This is a genomic window from Dactylosporangium sp. NPDC051485, assembly GCF_040682015.1.
Lineage (GTDB): Bacteria > Actinomycetota > Actinomycetes > Mycobacteriales > Micromonosporaceae > Dactylosporangium.
Window position 1 is genome coordinate 1 of sequence record NZ_JBFAZW010000016.1, and the last position, 23,753, is coordinate 23,753.

A 23,753-nucleotide genomic window follows, 5' to 3' on the forward strand; every position below is an offset into this window, starting at 1 on the left:
GCCACTTCGGACAAGTCACAGCCCGGACCCGCCACCAACAAGGCTAGAACAACCCGGAAGAATCTTGCGAAGACCCCTTGACCTAGAGGGGAACCAGATGTGCGCACCGGATCACCGTCCGTGGCCGCGATCCTTATACGGTCGGAAAGCTCGATGAGCGCGCACCCGCGGCCGTAGAGGAGGCCGGCGGCGTGCTCGCCGCCGCCGGCCTCGAGGTGCTCGATGACGCACCCTACGACGCGTTCCGTCGCCGCGTGGACCAGTCCATCCAGCGCGACATCCTGGTCGCGCGCAGGCCGGGCCGTACAGCGTGAAACAGGCGCTATCGGTTGAACTGGAACCAGTTGAGGTTGACGAAGTCTGCGCCTGCCGTGCCGGTGAAGGTGAGGTACACGGTGTGGACGCCGGTGGCTGAGCCGGACAGGTTGGTGGTGGTGCTGGTCCAGGTTTGCCAGCCGCCGGTGGAGGTGACGGGGACGCTGGCGATGATCGGGCCGGTGGTGGAGTCCAGGCGGTACTGGATGGTGCCGCTGGACGCGCCGGAGGCCAGCCGCGTGGTCACCGACGCCGCGGTCGGGGTGCCGAAGTCGACGTTGGTGTAGGCGAGCCAGTCGCCGGGCGAGATGTAGCCGACGTCCTGGCCGCCGCCGGTGTCGGTGGTGGTCTCGGTCTGGGTGCCGGACTGGCTGGTGAAGCTCTCCGCCTGGATCTGGGTGTACGCGTTGGGCAGCGTGCTGCCGGCGTTGAACTGCAGCCAGTTGAGGTTGACGAAGTCTGCGCCTGCCGTGCCGGTGAAGGTGAGGTACACGGTGTGCACGCCGGTGGCTGAGCCGGACAGGTTGGTGGTGGTGCTGGTCCAGGTTTGCCAGCCGCCGGTGGAGGTGACGGGGACGCTGGCGATGATCGGGCCGGTGGTGGAGTCCAGGCGGTACTGGATGGTGCCGCTGGACCCGCCCGAGGCCAGCCGCGTCGTGACCGAGGCCGGCGAGGCCGCGCCGAAGTCGACGTTGGTGTAGGCGAGCCAGTCACCGGGCGAGATGTAGCCGACGTCCTGACCGCCGCCGGTGTCGGTGGTGGTCTCGGTCTGCGTGCCGGACTGGCTGGTGAAGCTCTCGGTCTCGATCCGGGTGTACGCGCTGCGCGTCGTCTGCTGCGTGCCCCACGGGACCTGCGGCGAGCTGTAGTAGTTGATCCCCTGCACCGTCCACCGTGGACCCTGCGCGCCGAGCCGCACCTTGAAGGTGTCCCAGTTGCGCGCGGCCTGCGGCGACCATGCCAGCTCGGCGATGGCGGGCAGCCGCGGGAACGCCATGTACTCGATGTCGGCCAGCTTGGTGATCGTCTCGGTCCACAGTGGAGCCTCGACGCCGATGATCGCGCTGGCCGGCACGCCGGAGAGGTAGGCGCCCGGGTCCCAGTTGTAGGCGGTCTGCACCTCGATCAGGCCGGCCCACGTCTGGCCGAGCGTGGTCTGGTTGGTGTACTTCATGTCGATGTACGTCTTGTTCGCCGGCGACAGCAGGACCTTGTCGCCCTTGCTCACGGCCGAGCTGAGGTCCGCGTCGGAGGTGCCGGTGCCCCAGAACTGCGCGACCCGGTTCGCGGTGTGGTCGGTCTGCCCGATCTGGTGCCAGCCGATCACGGTCTTGCCCGCGTTGCCGACGTACGGCTGGATGCGGTTGATGAAGGTGCGGTAGTCCGCCGCCGGCGTGCTCGACGCCTCGTCGCCGCCGATGTGCAGATACGGCCCAGGGGTGATGGCGGCCAGTTCGCTGAGCACCTGCTGCACGAACGTGTACGTGACCTCCTTGCTCACGCAGAACGAGCTGAACCCGACGTTGGTGCCGGTGTACAGCGCGGGGGCCGTGTTGTTGCAGTTGAGCTCGGCGTAGGAGGCGAGCGCCGCGTTGGTGTGTCCGGGCATGTCGATCTCAGGCACGATCGTGATCTGCCGGGACGCCGCGTACGAGACGATGTCGGAGTACTGCGCCTTGGTGTAGTAGCCGCCCGCGCCGCCGCCGACCTGGGTGCTGCCGCCGACGGTCGCCAGCCGCGGCCAGGCGTCGATCACGATGCGCCAGCCCTGGTCGTCGGAGAGGTGCAGATGCAAGGTGTTGATCTTGTACTGCGCGATCTCGTCGATGTACCGCTTCACCACGTCGGGGGCGAAGAAGTGCCGCGACACGTCGAGCATCGCGCCGCGGTACCCGTAGCGCGGGTAGTCGACGATCCGGCCGCCGGTGACCGTCCACGGTCCACTCTGGACGGTCTTCGCCTCGACCGTCGCCGGTAGCAGCTGCCGCAGCGTCTGCACCCCGTGGAACAGTCCGGACGCGGTCTGCGCGCGGAGCGTGACGGCGGCGGCGGTCACGTCGAGCTGATAGCCCTCGGCGCCCACGCTCGGGTCGGCGCCGGACAGCAGCAGTGCGATGCCGCTCGTCGGCGTGCCGGTCGTGGTGGAGACCGGCAGCGCGTAGCCGGTCGACGGGCGGAGGATGCCGGCGAGGTAGTTGCCGACGTCGGTGGCGCCGGCCGCGGTCTGGATCGCGGCGTCCGACGGCAGCGTATAGGTCACGCCGGCCGCGGGCTGCGCCGACACCGGTGCGGGGACGACATCGGAGAGGCTCACCGCGGCGCTGGCCGGGGAGGCAGCCAGCAGCATGGCGGCGCCGGTGGCGGCGGTCGCGATGGCCACGGCGGAGGCGAGCAGAAGGGTACGGGGGGAACGGTGCACGGCATCCTCCAGCGAAACTGTTAAGTTTGCTGTTAATTTGACGGCACGCTATGTCCCGCGCGGGAAAGTGTCAAGGGAATCATCTCCCTCCGAGCTCCTCCCAGCCGTGCTGGGAATACAACAGGGCACCTCGCGAGCACCGTCATGCCGCCAATAGCGCACGTTCAGCCCCCGATCGTCGCGAAGAAGGAGGACCGTCGACTACCTACGGTGACCGACCGTGCCGGGGCCGATGGAGTCGTGGGGCCCCATCACGTCGGCTTTCCGCACATGCGCGGCCTTCCGTCAAGCGTGGGTAACCGTGAGATGTCGTTACGCCTGAACGGGATCACGGGCGTCAAGGAGTTCGTCCCAGTGCTCCGCTGTCCACTCGTAGACAACCTTGAGGGGGCCGAGCAGGCTCCGGCCGAGTGGTGTCAGCTCGTAGGTGACGACGCGGCTGGCCGCCGTGCGTGATACGAAGCCATCGCGTTCAAGAGTGCGCAGGGCGCGGGTGAGTTCCTTGGGGCTTGTCCGGTGTAGCGCGACGCGCAGTTCGCCGAACCGGAGGGGCGTCGCCTCCAGTAACCGCATGACAAGCGGCGCCCACTTGTGACCCATCCTTACCGGCAGGAACGAGGAAGGGCACAGCTCATCGAACATGTCAGGCTCCGGGCGGCTCATAGGTCGAGGATAGGTACCCGATTGGTAACCATGACCCGGCCTATGGTCGTCGCCATGCTGAAGATGGTTGTTTTTGGAGCGGGCGGCAAGGCTGGCGGCGCCGCTGTTGTCGAGGCGAGGGCACGCGGTCATGAGGTTACGCCCCTCGTGCGGTCCGCGGCGGATGTCACGGATCCTGCCGCGGTGGCCAGAGCGGCCGCGGGGCACGACGTGGCGATCGCGGCTGCAGCTGATGCCACTGCCGATCCCGCCGTGTTCTTCCGCGCGGCGGCGGAGAGCCTCGTCGCGGGGTTGAAGGAGGCGGGGGTCAGCCGTCTCGTCTGGGTCGGTCTCGCGTCGCTGCTGCCCGATGCAAGTGGTGTGCCCGTCATGGACACGGTCGGGTTCCCACCCGAGTTTCGGCCCTTCTCGCTGGCCCACCGTACGGCCCTGGACATCCTGCGCCGTTGCGACCTTGCATGGGTCGCGGTCAGCCCATCGGGCAACTTCGACCTCGAGAGCAAGCCCACCGGCGTGTACCACCTCGCGCCCGGCGATCTGACACAGCGCATCACCTACGCCGACCATGCCCGCGCCCTGATCGATGAGGCCGAGCGCGCACAGTTCCGTCAAACGCACATCGGGGTGGCAAGTTAGCTCGTAGAAGCTGCGCTGGTTCGGCTCCATCGACCGCGTCTCGGCGCCCGGCCGTACGTGGCTCGGGGGCGGAGGGGGCCGGCTCGGGCGCTGGCGGCCTCTGGTGGGCGGCGTGCCGGTGTGGCCGGCGTCAGCCCAGTCTGTCGTGGTTGGCGGCTACCGTCGGCCGGGCGCTCGTGGCGCCGTGGTGTCAGCTGAGCGCGGCGGCCAGTTGGTCATAGGCCGGCGCGAGCTGCTGCAACGTCTGGGCGGCGGATTCCGTGTGTCCGTTGACGAGGTCGTGCTGGAGGCTGCCGACCAGCCGGGCTTGCCGGGTAGCGATGACGGCGGCTTCGTCGCGGCCGATGCTGGTGAGCGCGGCGGCGGCGTCGGCGAGCCGGCGAGCGCCGACCCGGATCGCGAAATGCGTCAGGTGATCGTGTGTCTCGGGGTCAAGCCCGACGGTAACCAGGTCAGCGAGGCGGCGCACCGCGGCGCTGCCGCCGATGGTGCCGGGCGGCGCGGCGAGGACGTCGCGCCCGCGCAGCCAGGCGACCGCGCCGGGCAGGGCCGCGCGCAGCGCTGCCTCGGTGGTGATCTCGCGGACCCGCTGGAAGTCGCCGCGCATCGTGTACGGCTCGGCGTGGTAGAAGGTGATCGTGTCGGGGGGAGGGGGCCGTGGGGCCGAGGGCCATGGCCAGCGAGTTGGCGTAGCAGTAGGGCCCGGAACCGATGTACGGGTGCATGCTTCAGCTTCTTTCGCTGGTCGAGATGGGGTAGGTGACGTCGAGCAGCGCGCCGCCGGTGCCGGGCCGGATCTCGACCGGGCTGGCGAGGCTGACCAGACGGTTCGCGTCGATCCATGCCTCCAACGTCTCGTAGGCGCGCAGGATGTCGGGGAACCGGGCATCGGCTTCGGCGACCGGCAGGTAGACATCGGTGCCGGCCGGCGACAGCCGGACTCGCAGGTCATCGACGGGTTCAATGGAGCCGGTGAACGGCACCGCGACCTCGACGGGTCCGTCGCTGTCGTGGGTGACGAATCCGTGGAAGTGCACCAACGTTGGCCCGTCGTGCGGCAGGCCGGTCGCCTGCAGCCGGCCGCGGATGCGTCGCTGCGCTTCGGTGACGAAGGTGTCGAGCTCGCCGATGTGCACGCGCCGTTCCTGGCACAACAGCTTGCGTGGTGGCCTCACTCGCAGTCTCGGAGGGGCGGTGGTCGGTGCAGCGGCACAGTCGAGGGCCTCGATCAGCTCACGCCGGCGCCGCAATTGAGCCTCCTGGGCGGCCAGCCACGCGCGCAGTTCGGCCTGGCGACCTTGCGGGCTCAGCTCGATCAGCGTGGCGATCCGCGCCAGCGGCAGATCCACGGTGCGCAGCCGGGCGATCAGCCGACCGCGGGGAATCTGGTCACGGTGATAGCGGCGGTAGCCGGTGGCCGGATCGATGCCGGCCGGCACCAGAAGGCCCTGCTCGGCATAGAGTCGCAGCGCCTTCGATGACAGCCGGGTCGCTGCGCCGAACTCGCCGGGCAGCATGAGGTCCGCATCGTTCACCCGCCCAGCCTGGGCCATTCCCTTGGGGCGAGGTCAAGCTCCCTATTTGTGCGACCTCTTAGCCACCCATGTCCCGCTGAGTGCGACCACAAGCACGACAGTGGCAAGCATCCAGGCGAGCCAGGAAGGACCGTCAGGGCGCACCACGGTCCATGCAACGATCAAGGACCCGATCATCACGACCGCTAGGGCTACCAGATAACCGACGCCGGCAGCGCTGGCCGGAATAGGCAGACGAGTTCCCGAGGCTTTCGCCGCGATACGGCTCATCACTCCCAAAAATAGGGCTGCAGCGACGAGAGAGATGCCCGCGATCTGTTGCGGCAGAAGAGCGGCTGCCGCGACTGCGGTGCCTGCGATGAATCCGGTTATCGCGTAGTACCACCATGGAACGACAATCTGGCGGTCAGCCCCATTCGACCGGGCGACCGGTTCGTGTTCTTCGGCTGAGGCCGGTCCCATAGTCACAAGTCAACTCGTGGCCCCATGCCGTGTCAAGCTTTTCCCGAATTGGGGGTGTAGTGGTGGGTGAGTCCGGTTGCTGGGTAGGGTCGAGGTCTTCTGCGATGGCCGGGCTTCGTTCAGGACGGTGGGCGGTGCGCCAGCTCGCCGTGAGCTGGCGAACCGTTTGCAGCCCGGCGCGTCTCGGTCGACCCGAGTTTCTCAGGCGGCTGCGCCGACGAGTTCGGGGGTCATTGCGCGGCTGCAGAGCTCGCGCGCCCACTGGATGCGATCGAACGCGGTTTCGGGGTGGTCGCCGAACTCCTGCGCGGCCCGGGCGTAGCACTCGTCCGGCCCGAGCTGCTCCAGCGTGCGGTCAACGGTCTGGCGAACCGTCGCGTCGTCCAGCTCGCGGGTCCTGGGGGTATCGGAGACGAACAGCGCCATGGACGCCACCGGGTCGAACTCAACCGTGCGGGTCGTCATGGGGATCACCTGCTCCTGGGGGTGTGGGTGGCTAACTCCACGCTCTCTCGCACCGGTGCGTGACCACCTCGCCGCCAGCGGGATTCCCCGGCTGCGGGTTTCCGCACCCGGGGATACCTGCTAGCGGGTATCCCCGCCTCAAGCCGGATCACCCTCACCGGAGGCCGGAGGCCGCGAATGCTGTCACACCCGCGATGCCGGTGCGTGCTCCACAGCAGCGCGACGGCCAGGAGTCCGGCCAGGCGCGGCGCCATCCCGACCCGGCCGAGCAGCGGCGGCGGCCGGTGTCCCAGGCAGGTTGAACAGGGCGACGCCCGCACTGAGCGCGACCACCAGGGTCACGACGCCGCGGGCCCATCGCTTGCCCGTCCCGACCGCCCAGATGGAGCAGAGCCAGCACGTATGCCGAGCGCGCCGAGGACCGGCAGGTAGATGTGGTGCAGGCGGCGGTCGATCGGGCACCGCCTGACGGGTGACACGCCCTGCCATCGAGGGGCACCAGGACGACGACGCATCAGCAGGAGCGCCCCGGTGGGTTCATGCGCAGGTGACGCAGGTGCGAGCAAACGGGCGGATGGCAAGACGGCCGGCGGGGATCGGACGCCCGCAGCGCTCGCAGATGCCGTAGGCGCCGGAGTCCAGACGCGCCAATGCCTCGTCCAGGTCGGCCAGCCGGCGGCGGGCCGCGGCCAGCACGGCCGTGAGCTGCGCGCGCTCGTAGGCGATCGTGCTGCCCTCGGGATCGTGCTCGTCGTCGGCGTTGGAGTCCTGGCTCGCCTCGAACACGGCGTGCAGGTCCGCCTCGAGCCCGTGTACCTCGTCGGCGACGGCTGAACGCAACTGCTCCAGCGCGGCACGAGTACCGTCGTCGGTCACTGTTCTACGGTACTTTCGCTAGTCACCGGGTAGCGAGCTTGTCGCCAGGATCGGACGCACGCGGCCGGGCCTCGGTTTACCCTTCGCGGCATCGGGAAGGTCCGTATCTCCGGCAGCGCGCCTCGCAACGGACTGGGCCCGATCCGGTACAGCGCGCTCGGGCGGCCCAGCTGATCACGGTGCACCTTGACGGCAGAGGAAGGACTCGACGGTCATGAGGTCGATTCGCTTCAGTCAATATGGTGAGCCTGCTAGCGTGCTGACGCTCGAAGAGCGCCCCGTCCCTGAGCCGGGGCAGGGCGAGGCACGGGTTCGCATGCTGGCGACGCCGGTCAACCCATCCGACTTGCTGTTCGTCCGCGGGCTGTACTCGGGAGTCGAAGCGCGATTCCCGGCGCCGGCCGGCTTTGAAGGAGTCGGGGTCGTCGACGCGCTCGGCCCGGGAGCCGGAAATCTTGCTCCGGGCCAGCGGGTATCCGTCGTGAACGGCCAGGGCGGCAACTGGGCCGACTACGCGGTAGTTCCCGCGGGCGATCTGATTCCGGTGGCCGCCGACGTTCCTGACGAGCAGGCCGCATCAATGGTCGTCAACCCGGCTTCGGCGGTTCTCATGCTTCGCCATGTGCTGGCCGTTCCGCGAGGGCAATGGTTGCTGCAGTCGGCGGCCGGCTCCCAGATCGGGCGAATGATGATCCGGCTTGCCCAGCGCGACGGCGTCCGGACGATCAATGTCGTTCGGCGCCGGGAATCGGTCGCCGAACTGCAGGCGCTCGGAGCGGATGCCGTGATCGTGGCCGCCGACGGGCCGATCGACGAGCAGGTCCGCGAGATTGCTGGTCCCGAAGGCGTCCGGTACGCGGTTGACCCGGTCGCCGGAGCAACGGGCACGCAGATGTTCAAGGCGCTGCATGAGGAGGGCCGGATGCTGGTGTACGGCTCGCTCACCGGCGAGCCGATCCTGGTGGGCGACGATCCGCGGTACACCCTGGCCGGACGCCGCGTCGTGGAAGTGTTCTGGCTCGGCTACTGGCTGCCCAGGCTCGACAGAGCAGCCCGCGACAAGCTGACCGCCGCCCTGGCCGACCTGGTCCGAGAGGGCGTCCTCGAAACCGAGCCTGGACGCCGGTATCCGCTCGCCGACATCACCTCGGCCGTCACACAGGCCGAGTCCACCGGCAAACAGGGCAAGGTGCTCCTCACGCCAGAGGCCTGACAACGGCTGCTCCGTGTCCGGGTCCTGACGCTGATCGCATCGGTTTGGAAGATCCCGGTCCGGCAACGACGCGGTCGCCCACGTCGAGTGATTCGACGGTTTGCGGCGCACACAGCCAGCTGGCCCGTGAGTTCAGCGATCTCTCAGTGTCGCGCCGCCAATCTGGCGCGCATGACTTCAGCGTGGCAGCCAGGCGCCGTCCTCACCGATGAGTCCGCATCCACCGGCGCCCGGTCCCGGCTGGCCAAGGTACCGCAGGTCACCGCCCTCTTCTGGATCATCAAGGTGCTGACGACCGGCATGGGCGAGACGGCCTCAGACTTCCTGGCGCACACCGTCGCGCCGCCGGTGGCCGTCGGCCTCGGCGGCCTCGGCCTCGCTGCGGCGCTGGCCCTGCAGTTCCGGATGCGCCGTTACCTGGCCGGCGTGTACTGGTTCGCCGTCATCATGGTGAGCGTCTTCGGCACCATGGCGGCCGACGTCCTGCATGTCGGCCTGGGCGTGCCGTACCTGGTCTCCACGATCGGCTTCGCGATCGCGCTCGCCGCCGTCCTCGTCGTCTGGTACGCCAGCGAACGCACCCTGTCCATCCACAGCATCACCACGCCGCGCCGCGAGTTCTTCTACTGGGCCACCGTGCTGGCCACCTTCGCACTGGGCACGGCCGCCGGCGACCTGACGGCCATGACGTTCGGCTGGGGCTACCTGCTGTCCGGCATCATCTTCGCCGCCGCGATCGTGTTGCCGGCGCTCGCCTTCCGGACCGGCACGCTGAGCGCCGTCGCCGCATTCTGGACCGCGTATGTGATCACCCGCCCGCTCGGTGCCTCCTTCGCGGACTGGATGGGCGTCTCGCACGACCGCGGCGGCCTGGGCCTGGGAACCGGCCCGGTGACCGCTGCCTGGGCCGTGCTCATCATCATCCTGGTCGCCTACCTGGCCATCTCCCGCGCCGACATCGAGCCCACCGACCGCTGAGCCGCGGGTAGCCATGCGCGCCAGCGCGACAGGCCGGGGATTGTCGCCCCGGCTTCGAGGATCGTGCGTGCGGCCCGCGATGCACCCAGCTCCCAACGATCCGCCGACGACCCGTGACACATCTCTTCAGCGAGATTTCAGGACGATTGGCGTACGTTTCCACCGAATTCTATGGATTTGACGCCTGAGCGGAGTCGTGAGGGAGAGCTGTGTCCGTTACCGCCAACAAGCTGGTGCATACGCGTGGCTGGCAGACCAAGGTGCCCGCGATCACCGCCACGTTCTGGGTCATCAAAGTGCTGTCCACGACGATCGGAGAGACGTTCGCGGACTACCTGACCGTGAATGTCGGCCTCGGTCCCGCGATGACCGACGCAATCATGTTCGTCCTGCTGGTGACCGCGCTTGTCGTGCAGTTGCGGACCCGTAGCTACACGCCCTGGATCTTCTGGCTCTGCGTGGTGCTGGTCAGCATTTTCGGCACCCAGCTCACCGACTTCTTCACCGACACCCTGGGCGTGCCGCTCGCCGTCAGTACCGCCGTCTTCTCGGTCACGCTCGTGGTCGTGTTCGCGATCTGGTACCGGCAGGAGCGCACGCTCGCGATCGCCTCGATCAACACGCGCCGCCGGGAAGGCTTCTACTGGGCGGCGATCCTGACCACGTTCGCGCTCGGGACCGCCGCCGGCGACTTCGCCACCGAGGCGCTCAACCTCGGCTTCCGCAACGGCACGCTGATCTTCGGCGGTCTGATCCTCGCGACGTGGATCGCGTTGCGCCTCGGCGCGGGCCAGGTGCTGACGTTCTGGATCGCGTACGTGCTCACCCGGCCGCTCGGCGCCTCACTCGGCGACCTGCTCACGCAGGACAAGGACCTCGGCGGGCTGGCCCTGGGCGCGAGCGCCACGAGCCTGCTGTTTGTGGCGGCCATTGTCGTGCTCGTCGTGCGCGAACAGCTGCTGGTCAACCGCCACGGTGTCGCCGAGAAGGGGGCGGGGCCGCGTGTCGGCCGCGGTCAGGACCTTGCGTGGGCCGGTGCGGCCGCCCTGGCCGTTGCCGTCGTCGGTTTCGGGCTCAGCATGGCGCAGGGATCGCAGCCGGGCACGGATACCCAGGCCGACGTTGCGCCGGACGCGGTCACGACGGGCGCGCCGGGCGCCTCCACCGCGGCCCGGCAACCGCACCCGACGACCAAACTGGGCAATCTCAGCAAGTTCGCGGTGATCGTCGCCGACGTTCAGGCCAAGGTCTCCAAGAACGACCTCGCGGGTGCCAAAACCCGCGTCAAGGATCTCGAGGTGGCCTGGGACGACGCCGAGGCCGGGCTCAAACCGCGCGACGCCACCAAGTGGCACCAGCTCGACGACCAGATCGACGCCGTGCTCACCGCTCTGCGCGCGTCGAACCCCGCCCAGGCGGACTGCGCATCCGCGGTGACCAGCCTGATGCACACGCTGAACACGTTCGACGGGGTCTGACGCAGCAACGGTCTGCCGGCAGCGGGTCCGCACTCATAGATGCGGACCCGCTGCATGCTGGGGCGCGGATGGCCGTGATCGCGTCGGCAATGTGTTGCTCTGCGGTCTGCATCACGCTCCGTTGTGCATCACCTCGAAGGCTTATTGCAAGATAATGGCAGAAACAACAGACTTGCAGAACCCTGAGAGGATCGCGTATGTCCGTCTACACGCTGCCCGACCTGCCCTACGACTACGGCGCGCTCGAGCCCACCATGTCCGGGGAGATCCTGGAGCTGCATCACAGCAAGCACCACGCCGCCTACGTCAAGGGCAGCAACGACGCCCTCGACCAGCTGGCCGAGCTGCGGGAGAAGGGCGACTTCGGCGCCCTCGTCGGCCTGGAGAAGACCCTGGCGTTCAACCTGTCCGGCCACGTCCTGCACTCGATCTTCTGGGGGAACCTGTCCCCGGACGGCGGCGACCGCCCCGACGGCGACCTCGCCGCCGCGATCGACGAGCACTTCGGCTCCTTCGAAGGCTTCGCCGGGCAGCTGTCGACGGCGACGAAGGGCGTGCAGGGCTCCGGCTGGGGCGTCCTGGCCTGGGAACCCCTGGGCCGGCGGCTCCTGGTCGAGCAGGTGTACGACCATCACGGCAACGTCGGGCAGGGCACCACGCCGCTGCTCGTCTTCGACGCCTGGGAACACGCCTACTACCTGCAGTACAAGAATGTTCGCCCGGATTACGTCGACCGGCTCTGGAACCTCGTGAACTGGGCCGATGTGCAGGCCCGTTACGCGGCCGCGACCGTAAGCCCGACCGCGTAGCCGGATGAGCGCACCGTCGCCGGCCCGCACGGCCGAGGCGGTCCAGCGTGCCGCCGGGGTCATCGCCGCACGAGCGCGCGGTGACCTCGACGGCGCCGAGGCCCTCCGACGTGGCAACGGCTCTGGGTGCGCATCTGTCCACTGTGGCAACGGGCGGCGGCGATTCCGGAAAGATCGTCTCGACGAACTGCGCAGCGCGCGCATCCCCCGCCCGTATCCCCGCTGGGGGTGGAAACGCCAAGTATTGACAAATCCTGCTTGTTGACGGGAACCTCAACGAGCGTCGATTTCGGCGGTCGGCGGCCACTCACCGGATGACTGATCGGAGCGACGTGAGAAGGCTGCTGTGGAACATCCTGGCCGCGGCATGCGCCGCAGCCGTCACCGTGACCGCCGTCGGCGCCCCCGCCAGGGCCGCCGTCCCCGCCGACCTGACGAGCCTGGTCAATCCGATGATCGGGACGCAGAAGGAGGGGAACACGTTTCCCGGTGCGGCGCTGCCGTTCGGGATGGTGCAGGTCAGCCCCGACACGGGCTGGGGGACCGGCTACAACTACGACCAGGCCAAGGTCTGGGGGTTCTCCCAGACGCACCTGTCCGGCGTCGGCTGCCCCGTCGCTGGGGAGATTCCGCTCATGCCCACCGTGGGTGCCGTCAGCACGAACGACCCGAACACGTACGGGCAGCCGCTCAACCACGCCCAGGAGCAGGCCACGCCGGGCTACTACCGGCTCGGGCTGGCAAGCGGCGTGACCGCCGAGCTCACCGCCACGCTGCGGACCGGCTGGCAGCGGTACACCTTCCCGGCCGGCACCCAGTCCAACGTGCTGTTCAACACGGCGCAGGCGCGCGGGCAGGCGCAGGGAGCGAGCAACTCGTCGGTGTCCATTGTGGGCAGTGACACGGTCGAGGGCTCGGTGACCGTGAGCGGCTTCTGCGCCCCCTCGCCGGCGCACACGGTGTACTTCACCGCCCAGTTCAGCCGCCCGTTCGCCTCGTTCGGGACGTGGTCGGGCTCGACGTTCACCAGCGGCTCGCGGGCGTCGTCGGGCAGCGGCGCCAAGGGCGGCTGGGTGCGCTTCGACACCAGCTCCGACCGGGCCGTCACCGTGAAGGTCGGGCTCTCCTACACCGGGCCGGCGGGGGCGCGGGCCAACCTGGGCGCCGAGACGTCGGGCTTCAACTTCGACGCGGTACGCCAGGCCGCCCACGACACCTGGAACGCCAAGCTGCACAAGGCGGAGGTCGACGGCGGCACCACCGACCGGCAGGTCGCCTTCTACACCTCGCTGTACCACTCCCTGCTGCACCCCAACCTCGCCGGTGACGTCGACGGGACCTACCGCGGCTTCGACAACGTCGTGCACACCGCGTCCGGGTACACGCCGTACCAGACGTTCTCGCTGTGGGACACCTACCGCGCCCAGAACCAGCTGGTCGCCCTGCTGGAGCCGCAGGTCGCCCGCGACTCGGCGCTGTCGCTGCTCGCCGTCGACCGGGAGTTGGGCTGGCTGCCGCGATGGGCGCTGGACAACACCGAGACGAACACGATGACCGGCGACCCGGTGACCCCGTTCCTCGTCGACCTGTGGTCGCGCGGGCTGCTGTCCGGCTACGAGGAGCAGTTCTACACCGCGCTTCGCAAGAACGCGTTCGGCACCCCGCCCGCCTCGACCGGGCTCAACGGCCGCAACGGCAACCCGTACTACGCGGCGCTGGGCTACGTGCCCACCGGCGTGGTCTGCAACCCCTCCAGCCAGTTCGACCACGACTGCCAGTACCCGAGCTCGGCGACGCTGGAATACGCGGCGGCCGACTCGGCCCTGTCCATCATGGCCCGGGCGCTGGGCCACACCGCCGACGCGGACACCCTCGCCGCGCGCGGTCAGAACTACCGCAACCTCTTCGATGCCTCGATCGGCTTCTTCCGCCCGCGCAACGCCAACGGGGTCTTCGCGCCGACGTACTCGCCGACCGACGGGGCGCACACGTTCCACGAGGCCGGGGCGTACCAGTACCAGTGGCTCGTCCCGCAGGACCCCGACGGCCTGGTGTCGCTGCTCGGCGGCCAGGCGGCGGCGAACACCCGGCTGGACCAGTTCTTCGGCTACAACAGCCTGCTGACCGACCTGTCCGGCACGGCGCACAACACGTGGGTCAACGGCGCCTACGACTACTACAGCTTCACCACGTACAACCCGAACAACGAGCCGGACCTGCTGGCGCCGTACACGTACCTGTGGACCGGCCAGCCCTACAAGACGGCGACGGTACTGCGTGGGGCGTACACGCTGTTCGCCAACGGCCCCAACGGCGTCACCGGCAACGACGACCTCGGCACCATGTCGGCGTGGTACGTCTTCACCTCGCTCGGCCTGTACCCGCTCATGAGCGGCGCGAACTTCTATGGCCTCAGCACACCCCAGTTCCCCTCGGCGAAGGTGACCGTCGGATCGTTCGGGTCCCAGCAGGGCGGTACCGTCACCATCAACGCGCCCGGCGTGAGCGACGCGAACCGCTACATCGCCACCGCGAGCCTCGGCGGCACCGCCTTCACCCGGACCTGGCTCTCCCAGGCCGATGTGGCACACGGCGCCGCCCTCGACTACACCGTCTCCGGCACCCCGGGCGCCTGGGGGACCGGCGCCGGTGACAAGCCCCCGTCGGCGAACCACACCACGCCGCCGGCGCCGCAGACGAACCTGGCCCAGGGCCGGCCGGCGACCGGGTCCACCGCCTGCGGCGCGACCGAAGGTCCGGACAAGGCCGTCAACGGCAGCGTCACCGGCGGCAACACCGACAAGTTCTGCTCGTCGGCCGGCCCGTCCTGGCTGCAGGTCGACCTCGGCTCGACGCAGACGGTGAACAAGCTGGTCGTCAAGCACGCCGGGGCCGGCGGCGAGCAGGCCGGTTTCAACACCAAGGCGTTCAACATCCAGCTCTCCACCGACGGCAGCACGTGGACGACCCCGGTGACGGTCACGAACAACACGGATCCCGTGACCATGCACCAGATCGCGGCCACGCCGGCGCGGTACGTCAAGCTCAACGTGACCACGCCGACGCAGACGTCGGACACGGCCACGCGCATCTACGAGCTGGAGGCGTACGGCGCCACGCAGACCAACTTCGCGCTGAACCGCCCCGCCACCGGCTCGACGGCGTGCGCGGCGAGCGAGGGCCCGGAGAAGGCGGTCAACGGCAGCGTCTCCGGCGGCAACGGCGACAAGTTCTGTTCCGCGGTCGCCGGCGCCTGGTTGCAGGTTGACCTCGGCGCGACCAGGGCGATCAGCCGCTTCGAGCTCGCGCACGCCCAGGCCGGTGGCGAGTCCGCCGACTACAACACCAAGGCGTTCACGATCGACGTGTCCAACGACGGTACGACCTGGACCCGGGTCGTCACCGTCACCGGCAACACGGCCGCGAACACCACCCACCCGGTGACCGCCTCGGGCCGCTACGTCAAGCTCACGGTGGGCACGCCGACCCAGACGAGCGACGCCGCGACCCGCATCTACGAACTGCGCGCAATCGGATGATTCCCCGTTAGGTTTTGTCGCCGTATGGGCGTTTGCAGGTCTGGCCTGCGCCGGCGATAACGGTGAGCAGTTGTTGCAGCTCACGGAGTACGGCGATCGACGCGGTCCTTGTCGGTCAGCGGTAGGGCACCGCCGGTGCCCTACCGCACGGCCCCTCGCCGAGGCCCGAAAACGCGTTGAACACCAGTCACGAGCACCCGAGCGAGCACCCGGTCGCCGCCGCGATCCTGACCGCCGCCCGCGACCACGGCCTGGCCGTGCCGGTCGCCGACGCTTTCGTCTCCACGCCGGGTCGCGGCGTACGGGCAGTCGTCGACGGCCATACCGTGGCGGTGGGCAGCCCCGCGCTGCTCGGCGAATTGTCCCCGGCCCTGGCCGGAACCCGGCCCGTGGCACACGTCGGCGCAGCGGCCGACGGCGCTGAGAGCGCCGGGCGCACCGCGGTGGTGGTCATCGTCGACGGCACCCCGGCCGGGGTGCTGGCCCTGGCCGACCGGATCCGCCCGGGCGCAACCGACACCGTGACCGCCCTGACGACGCTGACCGGCACCGCGCCGGTGCTGCTGACCGGCGACAACCCCGGCGCCGCCGGACGGCTGGCCGCCGAGGCCGGCATCACCGACGTACACGCCGGGCTATTGCCGGCTGACAAGGTCGACCGGGTCCGGGCGCTGCAGGACCACGGCCGGCGGGTACTGCTCGTCGGCGACGGCGTCAACGACGCCCCCGCGCTCGCCGCGGCCCACCTCGGCGTGGCGATGGGCCGGCACGGCTCCGACCTCGCCCTGCACAGCGCCGATGTGGTCCTGGTCCGCGACGACCTGACCACCCTGCCCGCGATGATCGCCCTGTCCCGGCGGGCCCGCCGCCTGGTCATCGCCAACCTCGCCATCGCCGCCACGTTCATCGCCGTGCTCGTGCTCTGGGATGTCCTCGGACATCTGCCGCTGCCGCTGGGTGTGGCCGGCCACGAAGGCTCCACCGTCATCGTCGGCCTCAACGGGCTGCGCCTGCTCGCCGCCGGGGCATGGCGGCGAGCCGCCGGTGAGACGTCGTGACCCGCCTGCCCTGCGCCGACACCTGGGCCGGCGAGCGGCCGGGCTGGGATGTACCGCATGGCGCAGATCTGGACTCGCGAACTGGACAAGGACCACTGCGTTCCCGGGTCAGCTTGTGATGCGACGGCGGCGAGCGCGCTGGCGGCACGCGGGAGAGCAGTAGCGGGCCGGCCGTCCGGTGTTCTTGACGTGCAGCGGGCTGCCGCACTCGGCGCACGAATCGGGACGCTCACCGTCACGTAACTCGGCGCTTTTCGTGACACCGGGCCGCCGCAGGCTGTTGAGGAGTTGCCAGATGAGCCGCGTGCCGCCAGCTCGGCTCGGGTGGGCCGAACACAGCGTCGCGCCGCCGGCGATCAGCGCGTTCAAGTCTTCAATATGCAGGTTCGCATCGATCGCACCGGCGCGCTTGGCGTTGTGCAGCAGGCGATCCAGCGCCTCACCGAACCTCCGGCCCGCCGCGGCGAAGGTTGCGTGCGGCCAGCTGCGGTCGGCCACCAGAGCGTCGCAGAGGTACTTGCCCCGGGCGCATTTCTCGATCACCTCGAACAGAAAGCCGAGCAACGCGTCGCCGGGCGTTGCCCGGGCGGCCCACCGGGCGGCCGCCGACACCAGGTCGTCGAGGTGCTGCGCGAAGACCGCCTCGACCAGGATCGTCTTGCTCGGGAAATGCCGGTAGACCGTGCCCGCACCGACGCCGGCGCGCTGGGCGATCCGGCCGAGCGGGACCTCCAGCCCCTCGGCGGCGAAGGCCTGGGCCGCGGCGCGCAGCACGAGCTCGCGGTTCCGGAGGGCGTCGGCACGCGTGGCGGTCATGTCACGTAACCCTTGCCGGCCGCTCAGAAACGGGTGGAGCATTCCGCATTATGACAGTATCCACCACAGTCCTGGTCACCGGCGCCACCGGCAGGCAAGGCGGCTCGGTCGCTCGGCGGCTGCTCGCCGAGGGGCGGCCGGTGCGCGTGCTCGTACGGAAAGCCGCGACGGCATCCGCCGCGGCACTCGCCGCGGCCGGCGCTGAGCTCGCGCAAGGCGATTTCGACGATCCGGCGAGCCTGCCGCCCGCTTTCAAGGACGTCGCCGCCGTGTTCGCCATGCCACCGACCGCCATCAGCCCCTCCGGGCCCGACACCGAACTCGAGGTCAGGCGCGGACGGGCGTTGATCGACGCCGCGGCCGCGGCCGGGGTCGAGCAGGTCGTCTTCAGCACCGTCGCGTCGGGATCGGCCGCAAAGGTACGCATCGAGCGACACCTCTTCGACACCATCGCGCTACCGACGGTACTGCGCCCGGTGCGGTTCATGACCAACTACATCAGCACCGGGATGCTGGGTATCGAGGGCATCTCCGGCGGAATACACCGCCATCTCTTCCCGCCACACGAGCCCATGCAGGTCGTAGCGTTGGAGGACATCGCCGACCTCACGGCACTGGCACTCGCGGCACCGGAACGATTCGCCGGCCGCACGCTGGAACTGGCCGGCGACCAGCCAACTCCCGTCGAGGCCGCCGCGGCGATCAGCGAGGCCACCGGCATCCCGGTCCGCTACGAGCAGATCACCGACGACGAGGCCGAGGCGCTCGGGCCGGTCATCGCCGAGGCCAGAAAGCGCTGGCGGGCCGGCCACCGCTGGCACGCCGACATCGAGGCGCTGCGGGTAATCCATCCCGGGTTGCGGACCTTCGCCGACTGGCTCAACGAGTCCGGCGCCGCGGCGATTCGCGCCCACCTCCTGGCCGCCGGCTGACACTCAGTCCAGCGTGGCGTTCTGCAGCGGTGAGCGCGTTGCCACGGGGGGCGTCGCACGCACGTGCGACGCCCCCCGCCGAAAGGGCTGCCGGAATCCTATCTAAGTCATGTAATTGGTGTGTTATCGGCTACCGCTGCCAGCGTGGGATCTCCGGCCGGCAATGAATCCCGACGGATGGCCGGCCGTCGAATCTCCTTCTCGGATCTTGACAGCCGGCCATCGGTTGAGTGACTCTGCTACCGCAGAGGCCGTTGAAATGAACCAACGGGTTCACCTCTGCGGGCCAGAGGGCGAACGTGCGGCCCACTTCGCAGATCCCGGCAGGAGACCGATGTTCGTGTTAGCAGTCCGCTTCAACCTGGCCCGCTGGGCATTGGCAGCAGGGGTGACGGCGGTCACCGTGTTGGCCGGTGGGTGCAGTTCGGGCAACGGCGACGCCGCTGGCAGCCCCGGCGGAGCGGGCCGGTCCGGTGGCACGCTGACGTTCGCCGTGGGCACGGACGCCGGCTGCGTGGATCCGCAGCAGGCGGGCAGCAGTGACACGGTCTACGCGCTGCGACAGACGGTTGATTCCCTGACCGATCAGGACCCGGCGACGGGCAAGATCGTGCCGTGGCTGGCGCAGAGCTGGGAGATCGGCGCCGATGCGTCGACGTTCACGTTCCATCTGCGCCCGGGCGCGACGTTCAGCGACGGTACACCGGTGAATGCCCAGGTGGTGAAGGACAACTTCGACGCGATACCGAAGCTGGGCGCGCTCGCCATCCAAGCCACCGGATACCTCAGCGGCTACGTCGGCACCACCGTGGTCGACGACCTGACCGCCAAGGTCGCATTCACCGGGCCGAACGCGCAGTTCCTGCAGGCCACCACCACGTCGTCGCTCGGCCTGGTGGCGGCGTCGAGCGTGGCCAAGACGCCACAGCAGCGATGCAGCGACGGTGTGATCGGCTCGGGGCCCTTCGTGCTGTCGGGGTACCGGCCGAACCAGTCCATCACCCTGGTCAAGCGCGCCGGCTATGCCTGGGGGTCGTCGCTTTGGACGAAGCCGGGCGAGGCGTACCTGGACTCACTGGTGTTCAAGGTGGTCCCCGAAGCCGGCGTGCGCACCGGTAGCCTCGTGTCCGGCCAGGTCGACGCCATCGGCCGGGTCGGCCGGGCCGACGAGGCGGCGTTGCGGGCCGCCGGGGTGGGTCTGCAGGCGTACACGATCCCGGGGGTTGGGTACAACCTGGGTTTCAACAACGCCCGGCCGATCGTGCACGACGCCGCCGTACGCCAGGCCATCATGGTGGCTGTCGATCGGCGGCAGATCGTCGACACCGTGTTCCCCAGCGGAACGCAGCCGGCGACGAGCGTGCTGGCGAGAACGACGCCCGGGTATCGGGACCTCGCCTCGGCAGTGACGTTCGATGCCGCCAGGGCGAGGTCGCTCCTGGACTCCGCCGGGTGGGCGGCCGGTGGCGACGGCATCCGGGAGAAGAGCGGCACCCGGTTGAGCCTGACGGTGGTGTGGTTCGCCAACGCGGCGACCTACCAGCCGGCGGTGGAGCTGATCCAGCAACAGTTGAAGGCCGCCGGCGTCGAACTGGTACTCAAGGAGCTCCAGGTGGCGCAATTCCCGCAATTGCTGAAGTCCGGGGACTTCGACGCGATGTGGGGCGGCAACTACAGCCGGGCGGACCCGGACAGCCTGCGCACCCTGTACTCCACCCGGCTGGGCAACGCCTACCGGCTTCCGGTGACCCGGCTCGACACGCTGCTTGCCCAGCAGGAGGCCGAGCCGGACGCGGCGAGGCGTCAGGACCTGGTCGGGGAGGCGCAGGAGTTGATAGTGCGTGACGCGTACGTGATCCCCGTCGTGGATCAGCAGACCGAGCTCGGCGTGTCGCCGCGGGTGCACGACCTGACGTTCGCGGTGTCGGGCGACATCCAGCTGCATGACGCTTGGAAGCGCTGACATGCGTCGGTACATGGTCCGGCGCCTCGCGCAGGCGGCCGGGGTGCTGTGGGCGGCGTACACGGTGTCGTTCCTGGTGCTGGACTTCCTGCCCGGTGACCCGGTCTCGGCGATGGCGGCCGGCGGGCTGCAGACCGGTCAGGTCGATCAGGCGCAGCTTGCGGCGTTGCAACACCAGTACGGCTTTGACCAGCCTGTGCTGTTGCAGTACGGCGAGTACCTGGGCCGGGCGGTGCGCGGCGATTTCGGTGACTCGGTAACCACCGGTCGCCCGGTGGCCGCGACGATCGCGGCGGCGTTGCCGCAGACGTTCCAGCTGACCGGCGCGGCGATCCTGCTCGCGGTGCTAATCGGCGGCGGGCTCGCGGTCGTGGCGACCATCACCCGGCTGCGGTGGCTGCGGCAGGTGCTGCTGTCGCTGTCACCGCTGGCGATCTCGGTGCCGGCCTTCTGGGTCGGGCTGGTGCTGGTGCAGTTGCTGTCGTTCCGGGCCCGGATCTTTCCGGCCTTCGGCGACAACGGGGTGCGGGGCCTGGTGCTGCCCGCGGTCACGCTGGCCCTGCCGGCCGGGGCGCTGATCGCGCAGGTGCTGGGGAAGAGCTTGCTGTCCACGCTGAACGAGGCCTACGTGGAGACCGCCCGAGCCAAGGGTGCCGGCCGGGTCCGCGTACACCTGCGGCATGCGCTGCCCAACGCCGCCCTGCCGGCGCTGACCGTGGTCGGGTTGCTGGTCGGTCAGTTGCTGGCCAACGCCGTCGTCGTGGAGACCGTCTTCGCCCGCAACGGTCTGGGCCGGGTGATCGCCACCGCGGTCACCGTTCAGGACCTCCCGGTGGTGCAGGGGGTCGTGGTGTTCGGGGCGCTGGTCTTCGTACTGGTCAACCTGTTCGTCGACCTGGTGTACCCGCTGCTTGACCGGCGGATCGTGGTCGGCGGGAGAAGGGGCTTGGCATGAACGGGCCGATGGTCGCCGAGACGCGGCCGGCGGCGTGGGAGCCCGTCCGGCGACGCCCGGCCGACTGGGGCCGGCTCTGCCGGTTCCTCGGCCGACGACCCGGCCTGGTGCTGTCGATCGCCATGGTAGGTCTGGTGGCGCTCGCCGCGTTCCGGCCCGGGCTGTTGACTGCACGCGACCCGCTGCTCGGCGTTCCTTCGGAGATGTTCCGGCCGCCCAGCGGGCAGCACTGGTTCGGCACCGATGAACTCGGCCGCGATCTCTACACCCGCGTCGTGTACGGCGCCGCGCTGTCGCTGAAGGCCACCTTGATCGCGCTCGCCGTCGCGTTCGTCGTCGGCGGCGGACTCGGATCGGTCGCCGGTTTCATCGGCCGGTGGGTCGAGGACCTGGTGATGCGAGTGGTCGACGTGTTGCTCGCCATTCCGGCGCTCTTCCTTTCACTGGCGCTGGTGACCGCGCTCGGGCATGGGACCGCGGAGATCGCCGTCGCGGTCGGCGTCGCCAGCGTGGCCGGGTTCGCACGGGTCATGCGCGCCGAGGTGCTGCGGGTGCGGCAGGCGGTGTACGTCGAGGCGGCCCACTCCTCGGGCGTTCGGTGGTACACCGTGCTCGGCCGGCACGTGCTGCCGAACGCGGCGGGGCCGGTGATCGCGCTGGCCGCGCTCGACTTCGGCGCCGCGATCTTGGCGGTGTCCTCGCTGAGCTTCCTCGGCTACGGCGCGCCGCCGCCCGCGCCGGAGTGGGGGGCCATCATCTCGAGCGGTCGCAACTACCTGGCCAATGCCTGGTGGCTGTCGACGCTACCGGGCCTGACCGTGACCGCACTGACGCTTGCCGCCAACCGCATCGCCAGGGCGCTGGATGGGGAATGGGGCACGCAGCGGTGACCGCAAGCCTCCTGGAAGTGCGCGGACTGACCGTCTCATACCAGGCCCGCGGCGGGCTGGTGCATGCCGTCAAGGACGTCGACCTGGATGTCCGGCCCGGTGAGATCGTCGCTCTGGTCGGGGAGTCCGGCTCGGGCAAGACCACCGTGGCCCACGCGATCGCGGGACTGCTGCCGGGCAGTGGACGGATCGACGCTGGGCGCGTCCGCTTCGGCGGGTACGACCTGACCGCCCTGTCCGAACGCGAGCTGCGCGCGATCCGGGGTGCGCAGATCGGGCTTGTCCCGCAGGACCCGGCCGTCGCGCTCAACCCGGTGCAGCGCATCGGCGTCCAAGTGGCCGAGGTGCTGCGCATCCACGGCCTGGCCACCCGTCGCGCCGCCGCGCGGGAGGCGATCGAGCTGCTGGGGCGGGCCGGCCTGCCCGACCCGGCGACCCGGGCCCGGCAATACCCGCACGAGCTCTCCGGTGGCATGCGGCAGCGTGCGCTCATCGCGATCGCGATCGCCGCCCAACCCAAGCTGATCATCGCCGACGAGCCCACCAGCGCGTTGGACGTCACCGTCCAACGTCTGATCCTCGACCAGATCCAGCAGCTGACAGAGCAGCTCGGCAGCGCGGTCGTGCTCGTCACCCACGATCTCGGCGTGGCCGCCGATCGCGCGCAGCGCATCGCAGTTATGTCCCAGGGCCGCATCGTGGAGGCCGGAGCCACGCGGGAGATCCTCAACAACCCGCGCGAGCCGTACACCCGGAAACTGCTGGGCAGCGCGCCGGGCTTGACCGTCGTCCGCACGCGGGCGCCGATCAGCCCCGCACGGGCCGTTCTCGTGGCCGAGAATCTGGTGAAGGAGTTCCCGCTCCCGCACGCCGATGGAGCGGCGCGGACGGTGCGCGCGGTCAGCGATGTCAGCTTCACCGTCCACGCGGGCGAGACGCTCGCGCTGGTCGGTGAATCGGGCTCCGGCAAGTCCACCACCGCCCGGATGGTCCTGCGCCTGACGGAACCGACTGCGGGCCGGATCAGCTTCGACGGCGCGGATGTCACCGCGGCCACCCGCGCCCGGCTGCGCGAGCTGCGCCGCCGGGCACAGATGATCTATCAGAACCCGTACGCCTCGCTCGATCCCCGCTTCTCCGTTCACGACGTGATCACCGAGCCGCTGCGCGCGTTCAAGGTCGGCGGCCGGGCCGCACGCACCGCTCGCGCGCGAGAGCTGCTCGACCGCGTCGCCCTGCCCCCGGCCGTCTTGGAGCGCAAACCCGCGGAACTGTCTGGCGGCCAGCGGCAACGCGTCGCGATCGCCCGTGCGCTCGCGCTCGGCCCCGACCTCGTCGTCTGCGACGAACCCGTCTCCGCACTGGACGTCTCCGTCCAGGCGCAGGTGCTGGACCTCCTCACCGAACTGCAGAGCACCACTGGCGTGGCCTATCTGTTCATCTCGCACGACCTCGCCGTGGTCCGTCAGATCGCGCACCGCGTCGCCGTCATGCAATCCGGTCGCATTGTCGAAACCGGTGTGACCCGTGACCTGTTCGACCATCCGGCCCACGACTACACCCGAAGCCTGCTCGCCGCGATTCCCGGACACCAGGAGGCCCTGCCCCATGACCACCGCCGATAGCCCGGCAGCCGCCGCGGTTGGCCTGCCCACGTTGTCCTGCGGGTGTACCTCGCGCACAAGCGCGCCGCCCTGCTCACCCTGGAGGCCGCCGCCGAGGCCCACCCACAGCAGCCTGGACAAGGACCC

General features: G+C 69.7%; 20 protein-coding genes. 13 read left to right on the top strand and 7 right to left on the bottom strand.

The genetic code is table 11. The features are described 5' to 3' along the window. Positions 1-191 precede the first annotated feature (191 nt). Positions 192-314, top strand: coding sequence for a hypothetical protein (locus tag AB0M46_RS11545; protein WP_363334943.1), 123 nt, complete (start codon positions 192-194; stop codon positions 312-314). Between the two features lie 8 nt (positions 315-322). Here the strand turns inward: AB0M46_RS11545 and AB0M46_RS11550 are convergent, their stop codons facing one another. Beyond that, on the bottom strand, positions 323-2,734 hold the full coding sequence (locus AB0M46_RS11550) for a family 20 glycosylhydrolase (RefSeq protein ID WP_363334945.1): 2,412 nt from the start codon (positions 2,732-2,734) through the stop codon (positions 323-325). Positions 2,735-3,046: 312 nt separating this feature from the next. Continuing rightward, on the bottom strand, positions 3,047-3,397 hold the full coding sequence (locus tag AB0M46_RS11555) for a helix-turn-helix domain-containing protein (protein WP_363334947.1): 351 nt from the start codon (positions 3,395-3,397) through the stop codon (positions 3,047-3,049). A gap of 54 nt (positions 3,398-3,451) precedes the next feature. On the opposite strand from AB0M46_RS11555, the gene AB0M46_RS11560 reads away from it, so the two are divergent. Further along, on the top strand, positions 3,452-4,033 hold the full coding sequence (locus tag AB0M46_RS11560) for an NAD(P)H-binding protein (protein WP_363334949.1): 582 nt from the start codon (positions 3,452-3,454) through the stop codon (positions 4,031-4,033). Between the two features lie 190 nt (positions 4,034-4,223). Here AB0M46_RS11560 and AB0M46_RS11565 read toward each other — a convergent pair whose 3' ends face one another. From AB0M46_RS11565 to AB0M46_RS11580, 4 genes are all read right to left on the bottom strand, one after another. Continuing rightward, entirely contained in the window at positions 4,224-4,640 is a 417-nt protein-coding gene (locus tag AB0M46_RS11565) for a hypothetical protein (protein WP_363334951.1), read from the bottom strand. Between the two features lie 121 nt (positions 4,641-4,761). Continuing rightward, positions 4,762-5,568 (bottom strand): MerR family transcriptional regulator, encoded by an 807-nt coding sequence (locus tag AB0M46_RS11570; RefSeq protein WP_363334953.1) that lies wholly within the window; start codon positions 5,566-5,568, stop codon positions 4,762-4,764. Between the two features lie 663 nt (positions 5,569-6,231). Continuing rightward, a complete protein-coding gene (locus tag AB0M46_RS11575; RefSeq protein WP_363334955.1) occupies positions 6,232-6,495 on the bottom strand; it encodes a hypothetical protein in 264 nt (87 codons plus the stop codon). 537 nt (positions 6,496-7,032) lie between these two features. After that, positions 7,033-7,371 (bottom strand): TraR/DksA C4-type zinc finger protein, encoded by a 339-nt coding sequence (locus AB0M46_RS11580; protein ID WP_363334956.1) that lies wholly within the window; start codon positions 7,369-7,371, stop codon positions 7,033-7,035. 256 nt (positions 7,372-7,627) lie between these two features. On the opposite strand from AB0M46_RS11580, the gene AB0M46_RS11585 reads away from it, so the two are divergent. The 6 genes from AB0M46_RS11585 (at position 7,628) to AB0M46_RS11610 (ending at position 16,446) form a co-directional block, all read left to right on the top strand. Then, positions 7,628-8,584: a zinc-dependent alcohol dehydrogenase family protein gene (locus AB0M46_RS11585; protein ID WP_363334958.1), complete on the top strand. Its 957-nt coding sequence runs from the start codon at positions 7,628-7,630 to the stop codon at positions 8,582-8,584. Between the two features lie 171 nt (positions 8,585-8,755). Continuing rightward, positions 8,756-9,562, top strand: coding sequence for a hypothetical protein (locus AB0M46_RS11590; protein ID WP_363334960.1), 807 nt, complete (start codon positions 8,756-8,758; stop codon positions 9,560-9,562). A 260-nt stretch (positions 9,563-9,822) separates the two neighbouring features. Next, on the top strand, positions 9,823-11,040 hold the full coding sequence (locus AB0M46_RS11595) for a hypothetical protein (RefSeq protein ID WP_363335159.1): 1,218 nt from the start codon (positions 9,823-9,825) through the stop codon (positions 11,038-11,040). Positions 11,041-11,237: 197 nt separating this feature from the next. Continuing rightward, positions 11,238-11,849, top strand: coding sequence for a superoxide dismutase (locus AB0M46_RS11600; protein WP_363334961.1), 612 nt, complete (start codon positions 11,238-11,240; stop codon positions 11,847-11,849). Between the two features lie 332 nt (positions 11,850-12,181). Continuing rightward, positions 12,182-15,388, top strand: coding sequence for a GH92 family glycosyl hydrolase (locus tag AB0M46_RS11605; RefSeq protein WP_363334963.1), 3,207 nt, complete (start codon positions 12,182-12,184; stop codon positions 15,386-15,388). A 176-nt stretch (positions 15,389-15,564) separates the two neighbouring features. After that, complete coding sequence (locus AB0M46_RS11610) at positions 15,565-16,446, top strand: HAD-IC family P-type ATPase (protein WP_363334965.1); 882 nt, start codon at positions 15,565-15,567, stop codon at positions 16,444-16,446. Between the two features lie 108 nt (positions 16,447-16,554). On the opposite strand, the gene AB0M46_RS11615 is transcribed toward AB0M46_RS11610, so the two are convergent. Then, positions 16,555-17,262 carry a TetR/AcrR family transcriptional regulator gene (locus tag AB0M46_RS11615; protein ID WP_363334967.1) on the bottom strand — a complete coding sequence of 236 codons (708 nt, stop codon included), beginning with the start codon at positions 17,260-17,262 and terminating at the stop codon, positions 16,555-16,557. Positions 17,263-17,312: 50 nt separating this feature from the next. On the opposite strand from AB0M46_RS11615, the gene AB0M46_RS11620 reads away from it, so the two are divergent. The 5 genes from AB0M46_RS11620 (at position 17,313) to AB0M46_RS11640 (ending at position 23,627) form a co-directional block, all read left to right on the top strand. Beyond that, positions 17,313-18,194: an NmrA family NAD(P)-binding protein gene (locus AB0M46_RS11620; protein WP_363334969.1), complete on the top strand. Its 882-nt coding sequence runs from the start codon at positions 17,313-17,315 to the stop codon at positions 18,192-18,194. A 163-nt stretch (positions 18,195-18,357) separates the two neighbouring features. Then, positions 18,358-20,157: an ABC transporter substrate-binding protein gene (locus AB0M46_RS11625; RefSeq protein ID WP_363334971.1), complete on the top strand. Its 1,800-nt coding sequence runs from the start codon at positions 18,358-18,360 to the stop codon at positions 20,155-20,157. Position 20,158: 1 nt separating this feature from the next. Next, positions 20,159-21,112 (top strand): ABC transporter permease, encoded by a 954-nt coding sequence (locus tag AB0M46_RS11630; RefSeq protein ID WP_363334973.1) that lies wholly within the window; start codon positions 20,159-20,161, stop codon positions 21,110-21,112. A gap of 107 nt (positions 21,113-21,219) precedes the next feature. Then, positions 21,220-22,002 carry an ABC transporter permease gene (locus tag AB0M46_RS11635; RefSeq protein WP_363334975.1) on the top strand — a complete coding sequence of 261 codons (783 nt, stop codon included), beginning with the start codon at positions 21,220-21,222 and terminating at the stop codon, positions 22,000-22,002. Positions 22,003-22,061: 59 nt separating this feature from the next. Continuing rightward, the gene (locus AB0M46_RS11640; RefSeq protein ID WP_363335161.1) at positions 22,062-23,627 is read left to right on the top strand and encodes an ABC transporter ATP-binding protein; all 1,566 of its coding nucleotides are present in this window, start codon (positions 22,062-22,064) and stop codon (positions 23,625-23,627) included. Positions 23,628-23,753: the final 126 nt, after the last annotated feature.

What these genes read in the sequence shown, in the direction of transcription:
- AB0M46_RS11555 (WP_363334947.1), bottom strand. Translation starts at nt 3,397, where the DNA reads ATGAGCCGCCCGGAGCCTGACATGTTCGATGAGCTGTGCCCTTCCTCG.
- AB0M46_RS11560 (WP_363334949.1), top strand. Translation starts at nt 3,452, where the DNA reads ATGCTGAAGATGGTTGTTTTTGGAGCGGGCGGCAAGGCTGGCGGCGCC.
- AB0M46_RS11565 (WP_363334951.1), bottom strand. Translation starts at nt 4,640, where the DNA reads ATGCGCGGCGACTTCCAGCGGGTCCGCGAGATCACCACCGAGGCAGCG.
- AB0M46_RS11575 (WP_363334955.1), bottom strand. Translation starts at nt 6,495, where the DNA reads ATGACGACCCGCACGGTTGAGTTCGACCCGGTGGCGTCCATGGCGCTG.
- AB0M46_RS11590 (WP_363334960.1), top strand. Translation starts at nt 8,756, where the DNA reads ATGACTTCAGCGTGGCAGCCAGGCGCCGTCCTCACCGATGAGTCCGCA.
- AB0M46_RS11600 (WP_363334961.1), top strand. Translation starts at nt 11,238, where the DNA reads ATGTCCGTCTACACGCTGCCCGACCTGCCCTACGACTACGGCGCGCTC.
- AB0M46_RS11615 (WP_363334967.1), bottom strand. Translation starts at nt 17,262, where the DNA reads ATGACCGCCACGCGTGCCGACGCCCTCCGGAACCGCGAGCTCGTGCTG.
- AB0M46_RS11620 (WP_363334969.1), top strand. Translation starts at nt 17,313, where the DNA reads ATGACAGTATCCACCACAGTCCTGGTCACCGGCGCCACCGGCAGGCAA.
- AB0M46_RS11625 (WP_363334971.1), top strand. Translation starts at nt 18,358, where the DNA reads ATGAATCCCGACGGATGGCCGGCCGTCGAATCTCCTTCTCGGATCTTG.
- AB0M46_RS11630 (WP_363334973.1), top strand. Translation starts at nt 20,159, where the DNA reads ATGCGTCGGTACATGGTCCGGCGCCTCGCGCAGGCGGCCGGGGTGCTG.